Source organism: Virgibacillus carmonensis (assembly GCF_057836705.1).
This window is the reverse complement of record NZ_JBYQFJ010000004.1, coordinates 112,765-135,050: the sequence shown is the minus strand read 5'-3', so window position 1 is coordinate 135,050 and position 22,286 is coordinate 112,765. Positions and strand designations below refer to the sequence as shown.

The 22,286-nt window shown below is 36.3% G+C and carries 18 protein-coding genes; 3 read left to right on the top strand and 15 right to left on the bottom strand.

Features of this window, described 5'->3' with window-relative positions; all coding sequences use genetic code 11:
- Positions 1–11 precede the first annotated feature (11 nt).
- The 7 genes from polA to citZ all read right to left on the bottom strand — a co-directional run bounded on the left by polA (position 12) and on the right by citZ (position 9,300).
- Positions 12–2,651 (bottom strand): DNA polymerase I, encoded by a 2,640-nt coding sequence (polA, locus tag AC3G7N_RS04705; protein WP_489420990.1) that lies wholly within the window; start codon positions 2,649–2,651, stop codon positions 12–14.
- Positions 2,652–2,897: 246 nt separating this feature from the next.
- On the bottom strand, positions 2,898–4,271 hold the full coding sequence (gene pnpS / locus AC3G7N_RS04700; RefSeq protein ID WP_489420989.1) for a two-component system histidine kinase PnpS: 1,374 nt from the start codon (positions 4,269–4,271) through the stop codon (positions 2,898–2,900).
- On the bottom strand, positions 4,271–4,963 hold the full coding sequence (locus AC3G7N_RS04695) for a response regulator transcription factor (RefSeq protein WP_489420988.1): 693 nt from the start codon (positions 4,961–4,963) through the stop codon (positions 4,271–4,273). The genes pnpS and AC3G7N_RS04695 overlap by 1 nt, the downstream gene beginning before the upstream one ends.
- A gap of 178 nt (positions 4,964–5,141) precedes the next feature.
- Positions 5,142–5,618, bottom strand: a complete 477-nt coding sequence (locus AC3G7N_RS04690; RefSeq protein ID WP_489420987.1) for a hotdog family protein — start codon at positions 5,616–5,618, stop codon at positions 5,142–5,144.
- Between the two features lie 184 nt (positions 5,619–5,802).
- Complete coding sequence (gene mdh, locus AC3G7N_RS04685; protein WP_489420986.1) at positions 5,803–6,741, bottom strand: malate dehydrogenase; 939 nt, start codon at positions 6,739–6,741, stop codon at positions 5,803–5,805.
- Between the two features lie 20 nt (positions 6,742–6,761).
- The gene (gene icd, locus AC3G7N_RS04680; protein ID WP_489420985.1) at positions 6,762–8,033 is read right to left on the bottom strand and encodes an NADP-dependent isocitrate dehydrogenase; all 1,272 of its coding nucleotides are present in this window, start codon (positions 8,031–8,033) and stop codon (positions 6,762–6,764) included.
- Between the two features lie 151 nt (positions 8,034–8,184).
- Positions 8,185–9,300 carry a citrate synthase gene (citZ, locus tag AC3G7N_RS04675; RefSeq protein ID WP_489420984.1) on the bottom strand — a complete coding sequence of 372 codons (1,116 nt, stop codon included), beginning with the start codon at positions 9,298–9,300 and terminating at the stop codon, positions 8,185–8,187.
- 270 nt (positions 9,301–9,570) lie between these two features.
- On the opposite strand from citZ, the gene ytvI reads away from it, so the two are divergent.
- The gene (gene ytvI, locus AC3G7N_RS04670; protein ID WP_489420983.1) at positions 9,571–10,677 is read left to right on the top strand and encodes a sporulation integral membrane protein YtvI; all 1,107 of its coding nucleotides are present in this window, start codon (positions 9,571–9,573) and stop codon (positions 10,675–10,677) included.
- 7 nt (positions 10,678–10,684) lie between these two features.
- On the opposite strand, the gene AC3G7N_RS04665 is transcribed toward ytvI, so the two are convergent.
- The 8 genes from AC3G7N_RS04665 to dnaE all read right to left on the bottom strand — a co-directional run bounded on the left by AC3G7N_RS04665 (position 10,685) and on the right by dnaE (position 21,286).
- Positions 10,685–11,071 (bottom strand): FxsA family protein, encoded by a 387-nt coding sequence (locus AC3G7N_RS04665; protein ID WP_489420982.1) that lies wholly within the window; start codon positions 11,069–11,071, stop codon positions 10,685–10,687.
- Between the two features lie 79 nt (positions 11,072–11,150).
- The gene (gene pyk, locus AC3G7N_RS04660) at positions 11,151–12,911 is read right to left on the bottom strand and encodes a pyruvate kinase (RefSeq protein WP_489420981.1); all 1,761 of its coding nucleotides are present in this window, start codon (positions 12,909–12,911) and stop codon (positions 11,151–11,153) included.
- Between the two features lie 35 nt (positions 12,912–12,946).
- Positions 12,947–13,906 (bottom strand): 6-phosphofructokinase, encoded by a 960-nt coding sequence (gene pfkA / locus AC3G7N_RS04655; RefSeq protein WP_489420980.1) that lies wholly within the window; start codon positions 13,904–13,906, stop codon positions 12,947–12,949.
- Between the two features lie 147 nt (positions 13,907–14,053).
- A complete protein-coding gene (accA, locus tag AC3G7N_RS04650) occupies positions 14,054–15,016 on the bottom strand; it encodes an acetyl-CoA carboxylase carboxyl transferase subunit alpha (protein WP_489420979.1) in 963 nt (320 codons plus the stop codon).
- Positions 15,013–15,873 carry an acetyl-CoA carboxylase, carboxyltransferase subunit beta gene (gene accD, locus AC3G7N_RS04645; protein WP_489420978.1) on the bottom strand — a complete coding sequence of 287 codons (861 nt, stop codon included), beginning with the start codon at positions 15,871–15,873 and terminating at the stop codon, positions 15,013–15,015. Before accD ends, accA begins: the two co-directional genes overlap by 4 nt.
- Before the next feature lie 79 nt (positions 15,874–15,952).
- Positions 15,953–16,552, bottom strand: coding sequence for a FadR/GntR family transcriptional regulator (locus AC3G7N_RS04640; RefSeq protein ID WP_489420977.1), 600 nt, complete (start codon positions 16,550–16,552; stop codon positions 15,953–15,955).
- 23 nt (positions 16,553–16,575) lie between these two features.
- Entirely contained in the window at positions 16,576–17,814 is a 1,239-nt protein-coding gene (gene ystJ, locus AC3G7N_RS04635; RefSeq protein WP_489420976.1) for an NADP-dependent malic enzyme, read from the bottom strand.
- Between the two features lie 118 nt (positions 17,815–17,932).
- A complete protein-coding gene (gene dnaE, locus AC3G7N_RS04630; RefSeq protein ID WP_489420975.1) occupies positions 17,933–21,286 on the bottom strand; it encodes a DNA polymerase III subunit alpha in 3,354 nt (1,117 codons plus the stop codon).
- A gap of 122 nt (positions 21,287–21,408) precedes the next feature.
- On the opposite strand from dnaE, the gene ytrH reads away from it, so the two are divergent.
- Positions 21,409–21,741: a sporulation membrane protein YtrH gene (gene ytrH / locus AC3G7N_RS04625; RefSeq protein WP_489420974.1), complete on the top strand. Its 333-nt coding sequence runs from the start codon at positions 21,409–21,411 to the stop codon at positions 21,739–21,741.
- Positions 21,741–22,244 carry a sporulation membrane protein YtrI gene (gene ytrI / locus AC3G7N_RS04620; protein ID WP_489420973.1) on the top strand — a complete coding sequence of 168 codons (504 nt, stop codon included), beginning with the start codon at positions 21,741–21,743 and terminating at the stop codon, positions 22,242–22,244. Before ytrH ends, ytrI begins: the two co-directional genes overlap by 1 nt.
- Positions 22,245–22,286 lie beyond the last annotated feature (42 nt).

Genomic DNA, 22,286 nt, shown 5'->3' with positions numbered 1-22,286 from the left:
TTTTCTCCTTACTACTTTGCTTCGAACCAGCTATCACCAAATTCATAATCGACTTTCAATGGAACGTTTAAAGGTACCGTGTTCTCCATAATTTCCGGAACAATCTCTTTTAATTTATCCAACTCTTCTTTTGGGGCTTCCAATATTAATTCATCGTGAACCTGTAAAAGAATCCGTGCCTGAAGGTTTTCATCCTTTAACTTTTCATATAAGTCAATCATGGCTTTTTTGATAATATCTGCTGCACTCCCTTGAATTGGAGTGTTCATAGCTGTTCGTTCTGCAAAACTACGTTGATTATAATTTCTACTTGTAATATCAGGTAAATATCGTCTTCTATTCATCAATGTTGAAACGTACCCTTGATGTTTCGCATTTTGAATACTTGTATTCATGTATGTTTTTACACCTGGATAACTTTCTAAATAGCGGTCGATAAACTTTTTCGCCTCTTTACGGGTGATGCCTAGACTCTGTGACAATCCATAATCACTTATTCCATACACGATCCCAAAATTAACTGCCTTTGCTTGTCTACGCATAGTAGAGGTAACCTCGTCTGCATTTACATGAAAAACATCCATAGCAGTTTGTGTATGAATATCTAGGTCATTACGAAACGCTTCTATTAACTTCTCATCCTCCGCTATGTGTGCTAACACTCTTAATTCAATTTGTGAATAATCTGCTGCAAACATAATCCAATCTTTTTGTGAAGGAATAAAAGCTTGTCTAATTTTCCTTCCTTCTTCTAATCGGATAGGAATATTTTGTAAGTTAGGATCAACGGAGCTTAACCTACCCGTTTGGGCCAAAGCTTGATTGTAACGTGTATGAATTTTCCTTGTATCTTTATTAACCACTTTTAACAGGCCTTCAATATAAGTCGATTGGAGCTTACCTAATTGGCGGTATAGCAATAATTTGGGTATTATTTCATGTTCACCTTGCAGTTGCTCCAATACATCTGCTGCAGTCGAATAGCCAGTCTTTGTTTTCTTAATAACTGGTAGCTTTAGTTTTTCAAATAAAATTGGGCCTAACTGCTTTGGTGAATTTAGATTAAACGTTTCCCCCGCTAATTTATACACATCTGTTTCAATTTCATCTAATCGTTCTTTTAACTCAATACGCATTTTTTCCAATCGCTCGGTATCGATTTGTACACCTATATGTTCAACATCACCAAGAATCAATGCTAGAGGCATTTCAAGTTCTTTATATAATTCGAACAACTGATTTTCTTTCAAATTCGATTCCATTTCAGGTTTTACATCGTAAAGTACACGAGCCTTACGTGCAATATGCTCCACAAACTTATCTTGTTCAGGAATCGCTAATTTTGCACCTTTTCCATACACTTCCTCATCAAACAGTACATTTTTCCTTCCTAATCGATGGCTGATTGCTGGAATATCATGATGATTTTCTGCTGGATTTAATAGGTAAGACGCAAGGAGCATATCAAAGGTTATTCCTTTCATGTCAATGCCATGATTTAACAATGCCACTAAAGAACCCTTACCATCAAATAGGTACTTTTCCTGTGTATGATCATTTGCCCATGCTTTGAATTCTTCTGATTTTAAAGCAACTTCAGTCTGAATAAAATAAGCACGTTTTTCATTAGCAATGCCAAAGCCTTCAATCTTTGCTTGGTGGTAGTTATCAGTCACCATTTCGACTACTACTGCTTCATTTCCAGTAAATAGATCTTTTGTTACCTTATCTACTATTTCGTAGTTTATGTCTTGAATTGATTCCTGAGTTTCATCTGATTCGTCTTCTTCACCGTTCAATTTGCTTAACAATGATTGAAAGCCTAAATCTTTAAAAACCACACTTACTTTATTAGATTGATACCCTTCATAGGATAGATCCTTCAATCCTATTTTGATTGGAGAATTGATATTAATCGTAACGAGCTCTCGACTCATGTAGGCATCTTCTTTATGGTCTGTGAGCTTTTCTTTTAACTTCTTTCCACTTATTTCATCTAAATTTTCATAGACACCATCAAGTGTAGTATATTGTTTCAACAGTTTGGTTGCAGTCTTTTGTCCGACACCAGGAACACCTGGTATATTATCTGAGCTATCCCCCATTAGTGCCTTTAACTCAATTACTTGTTCTGGATCGATTTCCATTTTTTCTTTTAAAAATGTTGGCGTATATGCTTCCACTTCACTGATGCCTTTTTTAGTCAATTTCACTGTAACATTTTCTGATACAAGCTGTAGTAAATCCTTATCTCCTGATATAACCGTGACATCCCACTTGTCGTCATTTCCATTTTTCGCTAGCGTCCCAATAATATCATCAGCCTCATATTGGTCTAATTGGTAATGTGGTATATCAAATGCATCCAAAAGCTCCTTAAGTAATGGGAACTGCTCAGATAGTTCTGGTGGAGTTTTTTGACGGCCACCCTTGTATTCTTTGTATGTTTTATGACGAAAAGTTGTCTTCCCAGCGTCAAAAGCTACTAACATGTGGGTTGGCTTTTCATCTTCTAAGATTCGAAGTAGCATTGTAGTGAAGCCATATACCGCGTTTGTATAAACACCTTTATCATTATTCAGTAATGGCAGAGCAAAAAAAGCACGATAAATAATACTGTTCCCATCTATTAATACCAATTTTTTCGACATATGTGTAAGCCTCCCTTTCTCGGCAAAATAATTGCTATTTCCTGTTTCATAGTATGTGTAGTTACAGTATAAAGCAAAAACCGTCAAACTAACAATATAGACATTAGAAAACTCGTCATTCCCCTATCTTTAATAACCAATGGCGAAGTTTATCCTCTACTGAATTCCTTTGAAATAGTTTATACTCTTCTTTCAATGAAAAAACTGGTCAACATCATTCATTGTCAATGATGTTGACCAGTGAGCTTACTTTAGATTTGTTGGTATATATACATGGAAAGTTGAACCCTCATTTAATTCGCTATCTACTCTGATTTTACCATCATGCACTTCTACAATATGTTTCACAATAGCTAAACCTAAACCAGTACCACCTGTATTCCTGCTCCTCGCTTTATCGACCCGATAGAAACGTTCAAACACCCTTGGAATGGCATCTTTATCGATTCCTATGCCTGTATCCGTAACAGATATATGCATATACTCATCAGTTAATTCAACTACTAATGTAATTTCTCCGTTCTCAGGTGTATAACTTACTGCGTTAGCAAACAGATTTATTAACACTTGCTTAATTTGTTCATAATCAGCCTTTATCGTTATATTGTCTTCTACATTCACTACCAGATTCAGCATATTCATTTCTAGCTGCTGACTCATCACAGCTACTACTTCATCCACAACCTTAGCTATTTCAAAATCCGTAACTAGTAACTTAAACTCGTTTTTCTCTAATTTGGATATTGTTAATAAATCATGAATTAATAATTGCAAGCGTTCACTTTCATCAAAAATAATTTTATGAAATTTGTCTAGCATTTCTGGATTATCTTCTTTATTTTCAAGAAGTGTTTCGGCAAATCCTTTGATAGAAGTTATTGGTGTTTTTAATTCGTGGGAGACATTTGCAACGAAATCCTTTCGCATCAATTCTAGTTTCTTTAATTCAGTAATATCATAAAATACTAGAACAGCACCTTTTAGTACATTCTTCTCGTTAAAAATTGGAGCTCCAATTATCTGTAAATACTTTTTATTAAAATCAATAATTTGGGTAAACGATTCCTTCATATTTTCTTCATAAAGAAAGGTTTGTTGGACTAAACGATGTATTTTCTCATTATCTAACACATCATAATATAGATGTCCATTGTAATCTTTTGTAGAGTTTCCAAACATGGAAATGAACTTTCTGTTTACTAAATGTATATATCCTTTTTCATCAATTAATACTAGACCACTTTCCGTATTATCAATAACAGTAGCTAATTGCTTTTCATGAATATCTTCTTGGATCGTAAGCTCGCTTAGGTTTCGTGCTAAAATATTGATTTTGTTGTTTAGCTCAGCAACGCTTCCATTTGAAGTATGATGAATTCGCGCACGATAATTCCCTCTTACTAACTCATCTACCGTTTTTGTAGCCTTTTTTATAGGTTTCATGTATTTTTCAAAGACATGAAGTAATATGAGAACTAAAATAACAAATTCAACAAGCAACACAGAAAATAATATAATATATTCAGATGTTAACTGACTAATTACTACCCCCGTCAGTAAAACCAATACTAAAATTCCAATTACATATGTGAAAAGAGGTTTCTTAAATATATAACGCATTATTTCGGCTCCTCCATTTTATAACCTAATCCTCGAATCGTTTTTATATAGCTTGGATGTTTTGAATCTGGCTCAATCTTTTCCCTTAAATGACTAACATGTACATCAACAATTCTCGTATCTCCAGCAAAATCATAATTCCACACAGCACTTAACAATTGATCTCTGGATAATACGTTCCCTAAATGATCAGCTAAATAATGTAATAATTCAAATTCTTTTCGGGTAAAGGTTACAATTTCGCCTTTTAGTTCCGCTTCATATCGCTCGGGATAAATAATCAATTCACCAATTTTATAAGAAGAATGCATTGATTTTCGGGATGTACCAGACCGTCTGATGATAGCTTTTGTTCTAGCTACGACCTCTTTTGGGCTAAACGGTTTTGTTAGATAGTCATCAGCGCCGAGCTCAAGTCCAAGAATTTTATCAATCTCCTCATCTTTAGCTGTTAACATTAAAATAGGTGTATCAAGTCGATTTTTCCGAAGATATTTACATACTTCCATGCCATCCATTTCTGGCAGCATTAAATCCAATATAATTAAATCAAAATGAGTACTTCTTGCTTTTTTAATCGCTTCAAGCCCATCGTAAGCATAATCGGTCTCGTACCCTGCCTGCTCCATGTTATATGTAAGTAACGTAACAATTGAAACTTCATCATCTACGATAAGTACTTTTTGCTTCATAACGACCCGTCCCCTCATACAAATGAATTGATACCATTACTATCCGTTTCCTATATAGTACATGGAACTCAGCAAGAAGTGAATACAAAAACTTGTTAAAAAAAATTTACAATTATGTGCGATTAAAAGAAGAAACTACCACTAAATAGCAGAAAGTGATAGTTTCTCTGATCGTAATCTAAAAGAAATTTTCCAACGAGCTTGCAGTAATGGAGTTTGATTTATATGCTGGACACACCTTTATTTCCCCAGTTATGACCGAATCTCCATCTAGATTATAGCCTTCAACTGATAGTGAAATGTAATGTTCATCGTTATTAATAGCTGTAATTTCAATCGTAAATGTTACATCCGAACTGTGAAAAGCTGGTCTCGGATAAGTTATTTCCTGTGAAATAATGTGACTTCCAGGTCCTGGCAAATGCATGGAGATAATAGATGATACCATGCCAAAAAGCATTACCGATGGAACTATCGGTTGTTTATAAGGTGTCTGTGATGCATAATCATGTTGGATATATAATGGATTAGCATCATTTGTTAGACCTAAATATAATAGTAAATCTTTATCTTCTATACTTTGCACTGCAGTATAGGAATCCCCAACCTGTAAATCATTTATCTTCTTACCGAGTTTTCTTCTTTTTCCGAGCACTATTCCCACCCCCAAAAATATGTAAGCGTTTACTATTATATCAAATATACGTCTCATTATCTATTGAAAAAATTAAATACTTTGCGAGCCAGAAGAGACGGATGAGAGATATATAAAACGACACGGTCAGAGTTGTATATAAAAACTCCCCCTCACTACAAAGCGAGGAGAAGTTTTTCGTGACTTATTGTAAAACGTTTAGTACATTCTTAACGGATTCAGCTGATTTATCCAAAGCAGCTTTTTCATCATCTGCTAAATCTAGTTCAATGATTTCTTCAATTCCCTTTCCACCAATTACGGTTGGTACGCCAAGGTAAATGTCAGAATAACCATATTCGCCTTCAAGGTAAGCGATTGCTGGGATCACGCGACGTTGATCTTTAAGGATTGCTTCAGCCATTACAGTTAAGGAAGCTGCAGGCGCGTAATATGCACTACCATTACCTAGTAGCCCTACAATCTCGCCGCCACCTTTACGTGTACGCTCCACAATTGCATTTAAGCGTTCTTTAGAAATAAGTTTTTCTAGTGGAATACCACCAGCATAAGAATAACGGATTAACGGAACCATATCGTCTCCATGTCCACCAAGAACAAATCCTGTAATGTCTTTCACAGAAAGATTAAGTTCTTGTGCAATAAACGTACGGAAACGACCAGTATCTAGTACGCCTGATTGACCAATAACACGTTCTTTAGGGAATCCAGATTCTTTAAATGCTGTATAAGTCATTGCATCTACTGGGTTTGACAAAACAACAATAAGAGATTCTGGAGCATACATAGCAATTTCTTTGGCAACGGATTTCATGATTTTGGCATTGGTATTTACTAAGTCATCACGACTCATACCTGGTTTACGAGCAATACCTGCTGTAATAATAACTAAATCAGAGTCCTTTGTATCCTCATAATTAGCTGTACCAGTAATTTTTGCGTCAAAGCCTTGAATTGGGCTAGCTTCAAGCATATCCAGCGCTTTTCCTTTTGTTGGATCTTCCATATTTGGAATATCTACTAAAACGACGTCCCCAAGTTCTTTTTGTGCAATCATTAATGCTGTAGTGGCTCCAGTAAAACCAGAGCCAATCACTGAAATTTTATTACGTTTAATAGCCATGTAAATCCCCTTCCTTACTTTTAATTCATGTTTTTAATTAGTTCTTGACCGAACTCTGAACATTTTACTTCTGTTGCTCCATCCATAAGACGAGCAAAATCATACGTAACTACTTTTGCAGCGATTGTTTTATCCATCGCTTTGGAAATTAGATCTGCTGCTTCTCTCCACTCAAGATGTTCAAGCATAAGAACCGCTGAAAGGATAACAGATGATGGATTAACTTTATCCATTCCTGCATACTTAGGTGCAGTACCATGTGTAGCTTCAAAAATTGCATGTCCTGTTTCAAAGTTAATATTAGCTCCTGGTGCAATACCAATTCCACCAACTTGTGCTGCCAAAGCATCTGATACGTAATCACCATTTAAGTTCATTGTAGCAACAACATCAAACTCATTAGGACGAGTTAAGATTTGTTGTAGGAAAATATCTGCAATTGAGTCTTTCACTAGAATTTTTCCAGCTTTGATTGCTTCGTCTTGTGCTTTATTAGCAGCGTCTTTTCCATCCTTTTCTACAATACGGTCATATTCAGCCCAAGTGAATACTTTATCACCAAATTCTTCTTCAGCAAGTTCATAACCCCATGCTTTAAATGCACCCTCAGTGAATTTCATAATATTACCTTTATGAACTAATGTAACACTTTTACGACCTTCATTTAGAGCATACTCAATACTGGAGCGAACTAGGCGTTTTGTTCCTTCCTCAGATACTGGCTTAATTCCAATACCAGATGTTTCAGGAAAACGAATATTATGTACACCCATTTCATTTTCTAAGAAGTCGATAACCTTTTTTACTTCAGGTGTACCTTTTTGCCATTCAATACCAGCATAAATATCTTCTGTATTTTCACGGAAAATTACCATATCAACATCTTCAGGGCGTTTTACAGGTGAGGGAACACCCTTAAAATAGCGCACTGGACGTAAGCAAGTGAACAAGTCTAATTCTTGACGAAGTGCTACGTTTAGAGAACGGATACCGCCACCGATTGGTGTAGTTAGCGGTCCTTTAATTGCAATTTTGTAGTCGCGAATTACATCAAGTGTGTCTGCTGGTAACCACTCACCTGTTTTGTCAAATGCTTTTTGACCAGCATAAACTTCTTTCCACTCAATTCCTTTTGTGCCGTTATATGCTTTTTCAACAGCTGCTTCGATTACTTTGCTTGCTGCAGCCCAAATATCAGGACCAATTCCATCCCCTTCGATAAACGGAATGATTGGACGTTCTGGAACATTCATTTGTCCATTTTCAACTGTGATTTTTTCTCCTTGTACCATAAAAAAGTACCTCCTAGTTATGTTCATACCTATTTATTTTATCATAATATAAGAAAAGCGTAAGTAACCGTTTAATTAAATAAAAGACGTGATAAAAGCCGGCTATTAAACCGGCCACCAATTAAGTTCTAGCACGAAGCTTTCGCTTTACTCAGCGGTTCTCCATTGCTACATAGTCCTGTGTTTTTGGTCCAATGTATTCAGCACGTGGACGAATCAAGCGGTTGTTAGAGTATTGTTCTAAGATGTGAGCTAACCAACCTGAAACACGACTAACTGCGAAAAGTGGTGTGAATAAATCGTGATCGATTCCTAAGCTGTGATAAACAGAAGCTGAATAGAAATCAACATTTGCTGGTAATCCTTTTTCTTCTTTAATATAATCTTCAATTTTAACAGACATGTTATACCATTTCGACTGTCCTGTTATTTTAGTTAATTCTTTAGACATGTGCTTTAAATGTTTCGCACGAGGATCTCCATTTTCATAAACACGATGTCCCATACCCATGATTTTTTCTTTTTGTTCTACTTTTTCTTTAATGTAAGGAATGGCGTTATCTTCTTCACCGATTTCAGTCAACATTTTCATAACACGTTCATTAGCTCCACCGTGCAACGGGCCTTTTAGAGCACCGATTGCTGCAGTTACACCAGAATAAATATCGGATAATGTTGCAACGCATACACGTGCAGTAAATGTTGATGCATTTAACTCATGGTCTGCATGAAGAACAAGCGCTTTGTTAACCGCTTCAACTTCAATATCTTTCCCTTCTTCACCATTTAACATAAATAAGAAGTTAGCAGCAAATCCTAAGTCTTTTTTAGGTTTAACAGGTTCTTTACCTTGGCGAATACGAGCAAATGAAGTCACGATTGTTGCTATTTTCGCCTGCAAACGTATCGCTTTTTTCTTATTTGCAGCTTCTTCCATTACATCTGCATCTTCGTCATACAGTCCAAGTAGTGATATTGCTGTACGTAATGCAGCCATTGGATGGACAGTTGATAAATTGTAGGAACGTAAGTGTTCAATTACAGCATCTGGCAGCTCCATATTAGAAGCAAGTTCCGCTTTGAAAGAATCTAATTCAGTTTTTGTTGGTAGTTTTAGATTCCATAATAGATAAACTACTTCCTCAAAACTCGAATTCTCAGCTAAATCATCAATTCTATAACCAACGTATGTAAGTTGATCATCTATAATTGAGCTAATTGATGATTGAGTTGCTACAACCCCTTCGAGACCTTTAGTTGTTGTCATAACATCCCTCTCCTTTTTCTATAGTTTTGCACATTTAATTAGGATACATTAACAAATAATGACTATGTTTGACAATATTCGAACAACTAACATTGTCATCCCCATGGACAATTATAGAGTATAATCATAACAATGTGAATTGAAACCGATTAATTTCACCAATCTTTTTAAGAAAGTACGTATAAAATAAATGTCTATTTTTGATTTTTTAATCATAAGTAAGATAAGACAAGCTACTTTTATGTGAAAAATAATCATGGGGTGACATATATGTATCTGCACTATATTGATCGTATACTTCGGTTTCTATTTGTTGTCATAATCCTTGTAACAGTTTTTTTGATAGTAAAATACACATTATTTTTTCTTTATCCTTTTATTATTGCTATTCTAAGTGCTTTTATTCTCAATCCATCAGTTACTTTTCTTGAAAACAAATTAAAGTTTCCAAGATTTGTAGCTACTTTTATCGCACTCTCTATTTTTTTATTAGTAAGCGCATTATGTATAGCAATCATCGTTAATGAACTTATTCAAGGTACAACATTCTTAGCTAATCTTCTTCCTGCACATTTTCAGGACCTTGTGGCACTTTGTGAAGAATTTTTTTATTCTAATATATTGCCATTATACGACAAGCTGGCTACTTTTTTTAATTCATTAAATTCATCCCAGCAACAAACGATTAACACCAACATAGAAAAAGTCACAAATCAAATCACTGCATCAGGAACAGTTTTAATCAAGGGATTTTTATTGAACATCCCAGAAGCATTAAGCCTTTTGCCTAGTTCGTTAACAATAATTACCGTAACACTTTTCGCTACTTTTTTAGTCACAAAAGACTGGAATAAGTTTCAATCCTTGGCGGTAAACACCTTTCCATTTCTAAAAAGAACCCCTGTCAAGAACTTTTTACAACATATAAAAACATCCTTAATGGGTTTCGTTAAGGCCCAAGTCATTCTAATATTTATTACCGCGTTATCCATTTATATTGGATTGACGTTACTAGATGTAAAGTATGCCCTTACCATTTCAATTATCGCAGCGTTATTAGATTTACTCCCTTATATTGGAACAGGAGTTATCTTTATTCCATGGATTGGCTATTTGTTTATAACAGCCAATTATTCGATGACTATTCAATTATCTATTTTATATATGCTAATTATCGTTGTTAGACAACTGATAGAACCAAAGCTATTATCTGCTAGCATAGGTTTGAATCCACTGGCCACACTGCTAACCATGTTCATTGGTCTGAATCTGTGGGGGGTTATGGGCCTATTAATTAGCCCATTTATCTTAATTATCTGGAATGCATGTTACCAAACACATTTGTTTAAACAGCTATTTTTCTTTATTAAAGGTTAAACAAGAGTTATTTACGATAGATAATTGTACCGTTATTTAAACGGTTCTTAATAAACGCTCGAATCAAATTTCTAAATGGATTACGAGTTACTGGTAAGACTAAAAGAAAACCAAAAGTGTCCGTGATAAATCCGGGCGTAAATAGAAATACCGCTCCAACGAAAATGCATATACCATCTATTATTTCTTCAGCTGGTAACTGACCATTGTTCATAGAAAGTCTGGCACGATTCCATGTTTCGGCCCCTTGTTTTTTAGCTATCATTACGCCAACAATTCCAGTAAGAATAATAATACTTACAACCCACCAAGGGCCGACTATTCCCCCAGCCCAAATGAAAATGCCTATTTCCATTGCTGGGACAATTAATAGCGCGATTATTAACCAGCGCATTGGTCATCATCCTTTCTATAAAACTGGGTCAGCCCGTTCAAATCTAGTGCCCATTGCTAGTATGCTTTCGCTTTTAATCTTATAACACGCTGGTATGACCCTTATAGATATCACCTTTTGTGGAATCAATCGTAATATCATCACCATCATTAATAAGCTCAAACACATTTTCGAGACCAACAATAACTGGTATTCCAAGGCTCAATCCTACAACGGCTGCATGGGACGTTAATCCGCCTTCTTCTGTTATAATGCCACCCGCTTTTTCAATTGCTGACATCATATCACGATCTGTACCATAGGTTACTAGGATATCACCTTCTGAAACTTTAGAAATAGCATCGTCTGCTGTTTTAGCAATTACCGCTCTACCATAAGCGCTTCTTCTTCCGATTCCCTGTGCTTTCGCGATTACGTCTCCTATTACATGTACTTTCATTAGGTTTGTTGTCCCACTTTCTCCAACAGGGACTCCTGCTGTTATGATAACTCTACTTCCACGATCAAACAATTCTGTTTTCAACCCTTCTTCTACCGCAACGTCTAGCATTTCATCGGTTGAATTAGCCTGGCTACCCATCGCAGCATGCACACCCCAAACCAATGCCAATTGACGATTTACATGATCTGAAAATGTAACAGCCACAATTGGAGCTTTTGGACGATATTTAGAAATCATACGTGCAGTATGACCACTTTCGGTAGGGGTAATAATTGCACTTACATTTAAATTCATCGCTGTATGCGTAACAGATTGACTAATTGCATCCGTTATTGTCATGTCAACCGTTTTAGATCGATTGGTCAAAATCAATTTATGATCAAGTGCCGTTTCTGCTTTTAATGCAATACTGCTCATCGTTTGAACAGACTCTACTGGATAGTGCCCGGCTGCTGTTTCACCTGAAAGCATAATAGCATCTGTCCCGTCAAAAATGGCATTTGCAACATCTGATGCCTCAGCTCTTGTCGGTCTTGGATTGCGTTGCATAGAATCTAACATTTGAGTAGCTGTAATAACCGGTTTGCCTGCAATATTACATTTACTAATCAGTTGTTTTTGTACGAGTGGAACGTCTTCTGCAGGGATTTCAACACCTAAATCCCCACGTGCAACCATTATTCCATCACTAACTTCTAAAATGGAATCAATATTTTCCACACCTTCATTGTTTTCAATTTTAGGGATAATTTGAATATGCGTTGCATCATGTTGTTCCAATAATGCCCGAATTTCAAATACATCAGAAGGCCTGCGAACAAAGGAAGCTGCAATAAAGTCTACCCCTTCTTCTATTCCAAACTCAATATCCTTCGTATCTTTATCTGTTATACCTGGTAATTTCACCTGTACATTTGGTACGTTCACACCTTTTTTATTTTTAATTGCTCCACTGTTTAATGCGGTAGTAATTATTTCCTGGCTGCCAAGGTCTATTTCCGTAACTTTAAGTTCAATTAAACCATCATCAAGTAAAATGGAAGACCCCACATGAACGTCATCGATTAATCCTGGATAGGTAATCGAAAACCGTTCGGCTGTACCTTCTATTTCTTTCATCGATAATTTAACGGTAGTTCCTTCAACTATCTCATCTTCACCATTTTTAAAAGAACCAGTTCTAATTTCCGGTCCTTTAGTATCGAGAAGTATGGCAACTGTTTCCCCTGTTTTTTTAGCTGCCTCTTTTATATTTTTAATTCGTTGTCTGTGTTCATCGAAATCACCATGTGAAAAATTTAAACGTGCTACATTCATACCAGATATGATCAATTTTTCTAACGTTCCAATTGACTCAGAAGCTGGCCCAATCGTACAGACGATTTTTGTTTTCCTCATTATTATTTCCTCCTTGGTTTTGTGTTGCAAAAATCTTATATCGACAACTCATTGGATAACTTGTACATGTCCAAATTTATTGCATGTTTTTGATCTAATATTTCTAGGATATCGTGGTCGACTAGTTGATTTTGTTGAATTCCAACGACTCTGCCACCTTTACCTTCCAGTAATAAATCAACAGCCTTCGCTCCCAGACGGCTAGCCAAAACCCGGTCAGATGCTGTCGGTGAACCTCCACGTTGAATATGTCCTAAAACAGTAACACGCGTTTCTAAACTTGTTGCTTCCTGAATGCGCTTCCCATAGGCAAACCCACTACCAACTCCCTCAGCTAAAATAATGATGCTATGCTTTTTACCACGTTCATGTCCACGTTTCAATTTACTAATAACGGCCTCAAAGTCATCTTTCTTCTCAGGAATTAATATACTTTCTGCACCATCAGCAAGTCCCGCCCATAAAGCAAGATCACCAGCATCGCGGCCCATCACTTCGATAACATATGTCCGCTCATGTGATGTCGCGGTATCCCGGATTTTATCAATTGCCTCAATAATTGTATTAAGTGCCGTATCAAAACCAATAGTAAAATCAGTACCAGGAATATCATTATCAATTGTTCCTGGGACTCCTACACATGGAAAGCCACTTTCAGTTAACTTTTGTGCGCCTCTGAAGCTGCCATCTCCCCCAATAACAATTAACCCTTCAATTCCATGTTTTTTTAGTTGTTCTATTCCTCTTTGTTGCCCTTCGGATGTTTTAAATTCCTCACATCTTGCAGAGAATAATATCGTTCCACCACGTTGAATAATATCACCAACAGAACCTAATTCCATTTTCCTAATATTCCCGTCCATTAGGCCCTGAAATCCATTTTCTATTCCATATATATCAACCCCATGGTAAATTGATTTTCTTACAACAGCTCGAATAGCTGCATTCATCCCAGGTGCATCGCCACCACTTGTTAAAACGGCTATTTTTCTCATTATACCACCCACCTCAATTGCTTTTGAATTTAACTTAGATGATTCCTCGGAATATGTATCGTATATATTTTACATGAAAATCCATATTGTGAAAAAATCAACGATGAGGTTGACAACTGTCAACCCCATTCAGGAAAACTAATTTATCTATAACTCAAGTTCCTCATAGTCACCAATTTGTTTATACTTTTCCCATCTTTTTTCAAGTAATTCTTCTTGATCAATTTCAATTAGTGCTGATAAGGACTTTGACAAAACATCATGAATATATGCTGCCTGTTGTTTAACATCACGATGAGCCCCAGCTTTTACTTCTGGAATAATTTCATCAATTACACCAAGTTCTTTTAAGTCATAAGAGGTGATTTTCATCGTTTCAGCCGCCTTTTGAGCTAGTCCGGAATCTTTCCATAAAAGTGCGGCTGCTCCTTCAGGTGATATCACTGAATATGTAGAGTTCTCAAGCATATGAATATGATCTCCAACACCAAGAGCAAGTGCTCCACCACTTCCACCTTCACCAATTACGATACAAATAATTGGAACTTTTAGACCTGCCATTTCCATTAAGTTTCGCGCAATTGCTTCACTTTGCCCACGTTCTTCCGCAGCTTTACCTGGAAAAGCACCTTTCGTATCGATAAAACAAACAATAGGCCGATTGAACTTATCAGCTTGCTTCATATGGCGTAACGCTTTTCGGTACCCCTCTGGATGTGGCATACCAAAATTACGATGGATATTCTCCTTCGTATCTTTACCACGTTGGTGGCCAATTACAGTAATTGGTTTACCATTATAGTTTGCAATTCCAGCTACAATAGCGGCATCATCACCAAATGCACGATCCCCATGAAATTCGATGAAATCTGAAAATAATTCATCAATGTAGTCTAGTGTTGTTGGACGTTCCTGATGACGTGCCATTTGCACACGATTCCACGGTTTTAAATTTGTATAAATATCATCTTCTAATTTTTCCAATCGCTTTTCAAGTGTATTGATTTCCTCAGATAAATCAATCTCACTATCTTCCGTAAAGCTTTTTAATTCTGTTATCTTATCTTTAAGATTAACAATCGGCTTCTCAAAATCTAATACCTGTTTCACTCGGAATCCCCACCTTTCTTATGCATGATAAGCAATGTGGTCAATATTTGCTTCAAATCTTGTCTATGAATAACTTTATCTAGTTGTCCATGTTCTAAAAGAAATTCTGCAGTTTGAAAATCGTCAGGTAACTTTTCTCGAATGGTCTGTTCAATAATTCGTCTTCCAGCAAAACCAATTAACGCACCAGGTTCAGCAAAGTTATAATCACCAATAGATGCAAAACTTGCAGAGACACCACCAGTTGTTGGATGTGTCATGATGGATAACAGTAGTCCTCCAGAATCACTAAAACGTTTGATTGCAACAGAAGTTTTTGTCATTTGCATTAAACTAAGGACACCTTCCTGCATCCGAGCTCCGCCAGAAGCAGTAAAAATAATAATAGGTAATGATTGCTTCCTTGCTTCCTCAACCGCTCGGGCAATTTTCTCCCCAACAACAGATCCCATACTACCCATTCGAAATCTGGCATCCATAATACTAACAACTGTAGGATGTCCATCTATTGTACCTTTTCCGGTGACTACTGCTTCGTTTAGCTCTGTTTTAATTCGATCTTTTTCTAACTTTTCTTCATAACCAGGAAATCCAAGTGGATTATTTGAAATTAAATTTTTATCCCATTCCTGAAAAGAACCTTCATCAAATAAACTGTCAATTCGCTCCCAAGCATTTAATTGATGGTGAAAACCACAATTTGGGCAAACGTTTAGATTTTTGTTCATTTCTTTACGATAATATATTTTGTGGCATCCTTGACACTTTTTCATTAATCCTTCTGGTACATCCATTTTGCCTTGTTCACTTGGAATGGATGCATACTTCTTTTTCTTGCCGAAAAAATCCTTTAGCAAGGTAACTCCTCCTTTTCAAAAAACGGATGAGGCTCTATTGTCATAATACGGATTCGTTTATTAGAGTAATGTACAGACATTAGACATTTTTAAATAATGCTTCAATTGCATCATATCTTTGTTTTTTATAAACATCAATAAGATCCTCATAAAACATTTTATCATAATTAGTCTCATTTATCGTTAGAGAAAAGTCCTCCATTAAGCCCCAAATTTTCGTTAATAAATGGTTATCTGTTCTTTGGAATAACAAACGGAAGAACAGAGTATGTTTTTCTTTCTGATTGTCTTTTAATATCGTTTCTAGTACATGTATATCATTCTTAGTCAGTTGATGGAAAGCAAGCTTGGCTATTTCTTTTTCAATTATTACTTTTGCAACTGTCAAATCCTGCTTCGTTTTATTGCCCTGCAAAATAAAGGAAGCCAATAATTCAACGGTTTCGTATGGCTTATAAATACTCAAAAAGGTACCTTGGCCGCTACGTGTTTCAATTAAACCAAGTAACTCCATCGCTCTAAGTGCTTCTCTAATAGATGACCTTCCCGCTTGTAAGTTCTCTGCTAGATCTCTTTCAGAAGGGAGCTTATCACCAGGCTTTAAGTTATTTTCACTTATATACCAGCGAATTTCATTTAATACGGCTTGGTATACTTTTTGTTTAGGTGATATGGACACACCGTGACTCCCTCCTTTGCCATCTATTCTGAATCTATTTGTGTTAACCTTCTCGTTTTTTCCGCAATAGCTTCTGGATCAACTTCAATTCTTGCAACGCCAGATTCCATAGCTGCTTGTGCAACACTTTTTGCTACAATAGGGGCCACCCTACCGTCAAATGGTGCTGGAATGACGTAATCTTCATTAAGATCTTCTTCACTTATCAATGATGCAATCGCTTCCGCAGCTGCAATTTTCATTTTTTCATTGATACGTGTAGCTCGTACATCGAGCGCCCCACGGAAAATTCCCGGAAAAGCCAATACATTATTAACTTGATTAGGAAAATCGGATCTCCCAGTACCAATCACTCTAGCACCAGCTGCTTTTGCATCATCTGGCATTATCTCTGGATCCGGATTAGCCATTGCGAAGATAATTGAATCTTTATTCATACGCTCAACCATATTCTTAGATAATAAACCACCAACAGATACACCAATAAAGACATCAGCACCATCAAGAATTTCTTCAAGAGAACCTTCTTTATTATCCTTGTTCGTTATTTTGGCAACTTCATCTTTTACGTCGTTCATTCCATATGGTCGCCCCTCAAATATTGCACCTTTAGAATCACACATAATCATTTCGCGTACACCAAAACTATGAAGTAATTTTATAATAGCTATCCCTGCAGCTCCTGCACCATTTGCTACTACCTTTATATCTGAAAATGATTTGCCAACAACCTTTAAGGCATTAATTAAACCAGCAACAGTAACAATAGCTGTTCCATGTTGATCATCGTGAAAGATTGGAATATTGGTTTCCTTTTTAAGCCTTTCTTCAATAATAAAACAATTTGGCGCAGCGATATCTTCTAAATTAACTCCACCAAATGTCGGTTCCATTAATTTTACTGTACGTACGATTTCTTCTATATCATGCGTTGCAAGACAGATTGGAAAGGAATCTACCCCAGCAAAACTTTTAAATAACACAGACTTCCCTTCCATAACCGGTAAAGCAGCTTCCGGGCCTATATTTCCAAGGCCGAGTACAGCTGATCCGTCACTGACAACCGCAACCATATTGCCTTTCATTGTATAATCATATACCTTCTCTTTATGATCATGTATTTCTTTACACGGTTCTGCAACACCGGGCGAATAAGCTAAGCTCAAATCTCTAGCATTACGAATAGGTACCTTTGATTGTATAGTTAATTTACCTTTATGTGATTTATGCATTTGAAGTGCTTCGTCTCTTAAATTCGACATGGCTCGTTCGCTCCTTTTAGCAATAGTAGTAGTATCGCTTGTCATTTAGTGGTCAGACCACTTGGTTATTTTATTATAACAGATGCTATTGTTGTGTAAAGTCTTGAGATGTAGGCAATTATTCTTTCTTTAAGACGACATTCATTTCACCGAAATATCCTCTTAATTCACGTAAACACTCTCTACTCGGTTCCATAAAATAGTCACTTGTTAATTGATACGTTTGTTTCTTATCTTCCATATGAATGATCACAGGTGTTTTCCCAGGATGCTTTATTGCAATTTCTTTCATGGTCACCAATACATTTTCACTGTTTTGTTCATTAAATTTAATAAAAAGTTGTTGATTTGTATTGGCATTAAGGTCTTCTTCATTGAATTGATGAACTTCTTGAACTAGCCATTGATTTTTATTGTTACGTGATTCAATTTTCCCAGTGATCAGTACGGTGATTTCCTCATCTAGCCACCTATTTGCATCCCGGAATACGTCTGGAAAGATTACCCCTTCCATATCACTTGTTTCATCACCAATAGTAATAAATGCCATTGGATCACCACGCTTAGTTCGTATGGTTTTCATAGCTTGAATAATAGCAGCGCTTTTTACGTTTCGTTTGCCAACCATCCTTTTGGCCTGATTCAAGGTTAGATAGCCATTCATTCTCAGTTTCTCGCGATAACTTGCTAATGGATGACTTGAAATATAGATTCCGACTAGTTCTTTTTCATCGGCAAGTTTTTTCATTAAACTGAAATCCTCGATTTCTACATAAGTTGCTTCCAAATCCATTTTATCCTGAAACAAGCTTGGTTGATCAGCAAATTCACGAAATAATTCACCTTGTTCCATTGCATGATCGATTGAGGCTAGAAGGCTTGCTCGGTTGCGGTACGTATCATCAAAAGCACCAACCATTATTAGTAGCTCCATCGACTGACGGTTTACTATTTTTGTAGAAATGCGTAAGCAGAAATCAAAAATATTTTTAAATGGTCCCGACTTACGAGCACGAATAATTTCTTTAACTGCCTGATTCCCAACCCCTTTTACCGATAGCAGTCCCATTCGAATTTGTCCATGATCCACTGTATATTTACCAAAACTATTATTGATGTTTGGCGGTAGAAATTCAAGCCTGAAGTCTTTTGCTTCTTTTCGATAGTGATGCACTTTTTCTTGTTGGTTCACACTCGCGCTTAGTAACTCAGCAAAAAAACTGGCTGGGTAATGTGCTTTTAAATAGGCCAATTGATACGAAATTTTACTATATGCTACAGCATGACTTCGATTAAATCCATAGTTTGAAAATTGTACAATCCAATCGAAAATTTCTATTGCAACGGCTTCCTCGTAACCATTGTTTAAACAACCTGCAAGGAAAGCCTCCCTTTGCTTGTTCATTAGTTCATGTTGCTTTTTACTAACAGCTCGACGTAGAATGTCAGCATTTCCAAGTGAGAAACCAGCAATGCGACTCGCAATTTGCATAATCTGTTCTTGATAAATGAGTACACCATATGTTTTCTTAAGTATTGGTTCTAAGTCTGGATGTGGATAGTGAATAGGTGACTCATTATGTTTTCTGCTTATATAAACAGGTATATTTTCCATTGGACCTGGGCGATAAAGTGCATTCACCGCAACGATATCTTCAAAGGATGTAGGTTTTAGTTTTGTTAAAACCTGTTTCATTCCTTCCGATTCCAATTGAAATATGCCATCGGTCATACCCAACTGAAGAAGTCTAAACGTCATTTCATCGCTTTCCGGTATTTGTTCTAGAATCAGTTGTTTTTTATGTGTTTGTCTAATTGATTTTATGACACGTTCCAAAAGCGTTAGATTTCGCAGACCCAGGAAATCCATTTTTAATAACCCTACAGATTCCAATTCATTCATAGGATATTGCGTTAAAAGCGTCTGACTTGTCCCCCTAGTAAGTGGAACATATTCTACTAACTGTTTCTCAGCGATTACTACTCCAGCAGCATGAGTGGAAACATGTCTTGGTAAACCTTCTAACTTTAACGCAATCGTAAATAATGCTTTTAAGGACGTTGATTGTTTAATGTACCTCTTCAAGTCTTCTGAAGCTTGTATGTACTCAAGCAGTGATTTGTTAGCCTGTACGGGTATTTCTTTCAATAAAAAATAAGCATCTTGTTGATCAATTCCTATTGTTTTAATTAACTCGCGTACCAGTGAACGAGCTGCAAATGTACCAAACGTAATAATTTGCGCGACGTGTTCAGCTCCGTATTTTTCCCGTACATAGTCTATAACTTCATCTCGGCGGTTGTCTGAAAAATCAATATCTATATCTGGCATCGAGATTCGTTCAGGATTGAGAAAACGTTCAAAAAGTAACTGATGTTTAATAGGATCCACATCGGTTATTAACAGGACATACGCAACTAAAGAGCCAGCTGCCGATCCGCGCCCAGGGCCAACAACAATATCCTGCCTTTTTGCATAGTTGATAAAGTCCCACACGATTAAAAAATAATCACTAAACCCCATGGACTTGATTACAGATAATTCATATGTTAACCGATCTTTTATCTCATTTGAAATCCAAGTGAACCTTGCCCCCAAGTTGTCCCAGCATTGTTTCTCTAAATATGTATGAGCATCCATTTCTCCCGGCACTTCAAAGGACGGGAGTAATCTTTCATTGAAACTTAACTCTACATTGCATTTTTCCATAATCTTATTAGTTGTCTCTAAAACCTTTGGCCAAAATGCTCCAAATAATGTGTCCATTTCTTCTGTTGATCTTAGGTGATGATAGGGAGCAGAAGGATTGGTAGTAGGGATCCATTGTTGCCCCTTTTTAATAGCTTGTAAACAATCATAGGCTTGATCATCTTTTTGATCCAAATATTTAACATCATTAATTGCAACTACCCCAACTTTCACTTGATTAGAATAGGTTTGAACTTTTTGATGCAATGTTTTATCTTGATCCCTGCCATGCGCTTCAACTCCTAAATAGAAGTCACCATCTGCAAATACCTGTATCCAATGTGCCAGATAATCATTTATTTCCTCAAGTGATTGGTTTTCAAATCTACTAACTAATCCTTGGCTCTTCGTTGGTACTATTCCGATAAGGTCTTGCGTATATTTATTAAGTTGAGCAAATTCAATATTCTTGTTGTCGTTCGTTTGAATATCCGTACTAAGTCTCATTAATTGCTGATAACCTTGATTATTTTTTGCTATTAAAATACACGTAGTTTCTTCCATACCTTCTGTTATTACATGTACGTTCATTCCTATTATAGGTTTTATACCATGACTTTTACATGCTTTATAAAATGGAATAGCGCCATATAAAACTTGTTCATCTGTTAATGCTAGCGCATGGAAGTTAAGATCAACAGCTTTTTTTACAAGCTTATCAATCGTAATGGTACTCTCCATTAGACTATACCCACTTTTAACTTGTAAATGCGTAAACGACATACCATCCCACCTTTTATTACCTTCTTTTTTATTATAACGAATCTGATTGTTCTTGCATAATTCATATCTCGTCCAATTTAATCATATAGTGAAAGTAGTCTACCTTGTGGGGAGCGTATATTATGGAAGAACGTTTTTTTGCTTCATTCATACATTGTTATTTTATCGCATTCGGAGTCATTATTGGAGGCGCTATTATTGGTAGTATTGGCTCTTTTATGACAGGTGATGCCCCTGTTACGTCTATTGCACGAATTGCAAAAAGCTTACGGATATGGGCAATCGTAGCAGCAATTGGCGGTACGTTTGATGCCATTGCAAATTTCGAAAAAGGTGTGCTTGATGGGTCGACCATCGATATTTTTAAACAAGTCTTATTAATCATAGCTGCCATGGGCGGCGTTAAATCAGCTATGTTGATGATTTCCTGGGCCATTCAACAGGAGATAGACTGATGCATATACCTTCCTATTACAAACGTAAGAGTTGGCAACGTTTTTTCGTTGGTATGTTTTTTGGTGCCGTGATAGCTTACTGTATATTTCTTTTCATGTACGGGGTCATGTATGAAGAATTATTGGAACAAAATTTAGACCTCCGATCAGAAGTTGTTGACTTACAAAATCAAAATAAAGCATTACTCCAGGATAAAGAAGATCTTAATCAACAAACAAAGGAATCGAATACAGTTCAAACCATTCAAATAAGTATTATAAACGAGAAAGAATTAAAACTGGACAAATTAATTGTACACCAGCTCGAGGAACTCATAAAGGAAGAAATTTCACATGTAGTGGGCCAGGACGTAGATATCGTCTCGGAAAGTGACCAATTACTAATGTCTACGGTAGAAAATAAAAGTTTTCGTGTTGATGAAATGACATATAAATTTACGGTAGTAAAGCTTTCCATAACAGAGACAGTAAAACTAACATTAGAAGCTGAAATTGAAGGATAAATAAATTAATTAGTGTAGGCACATTTATGATTTTATTCATAT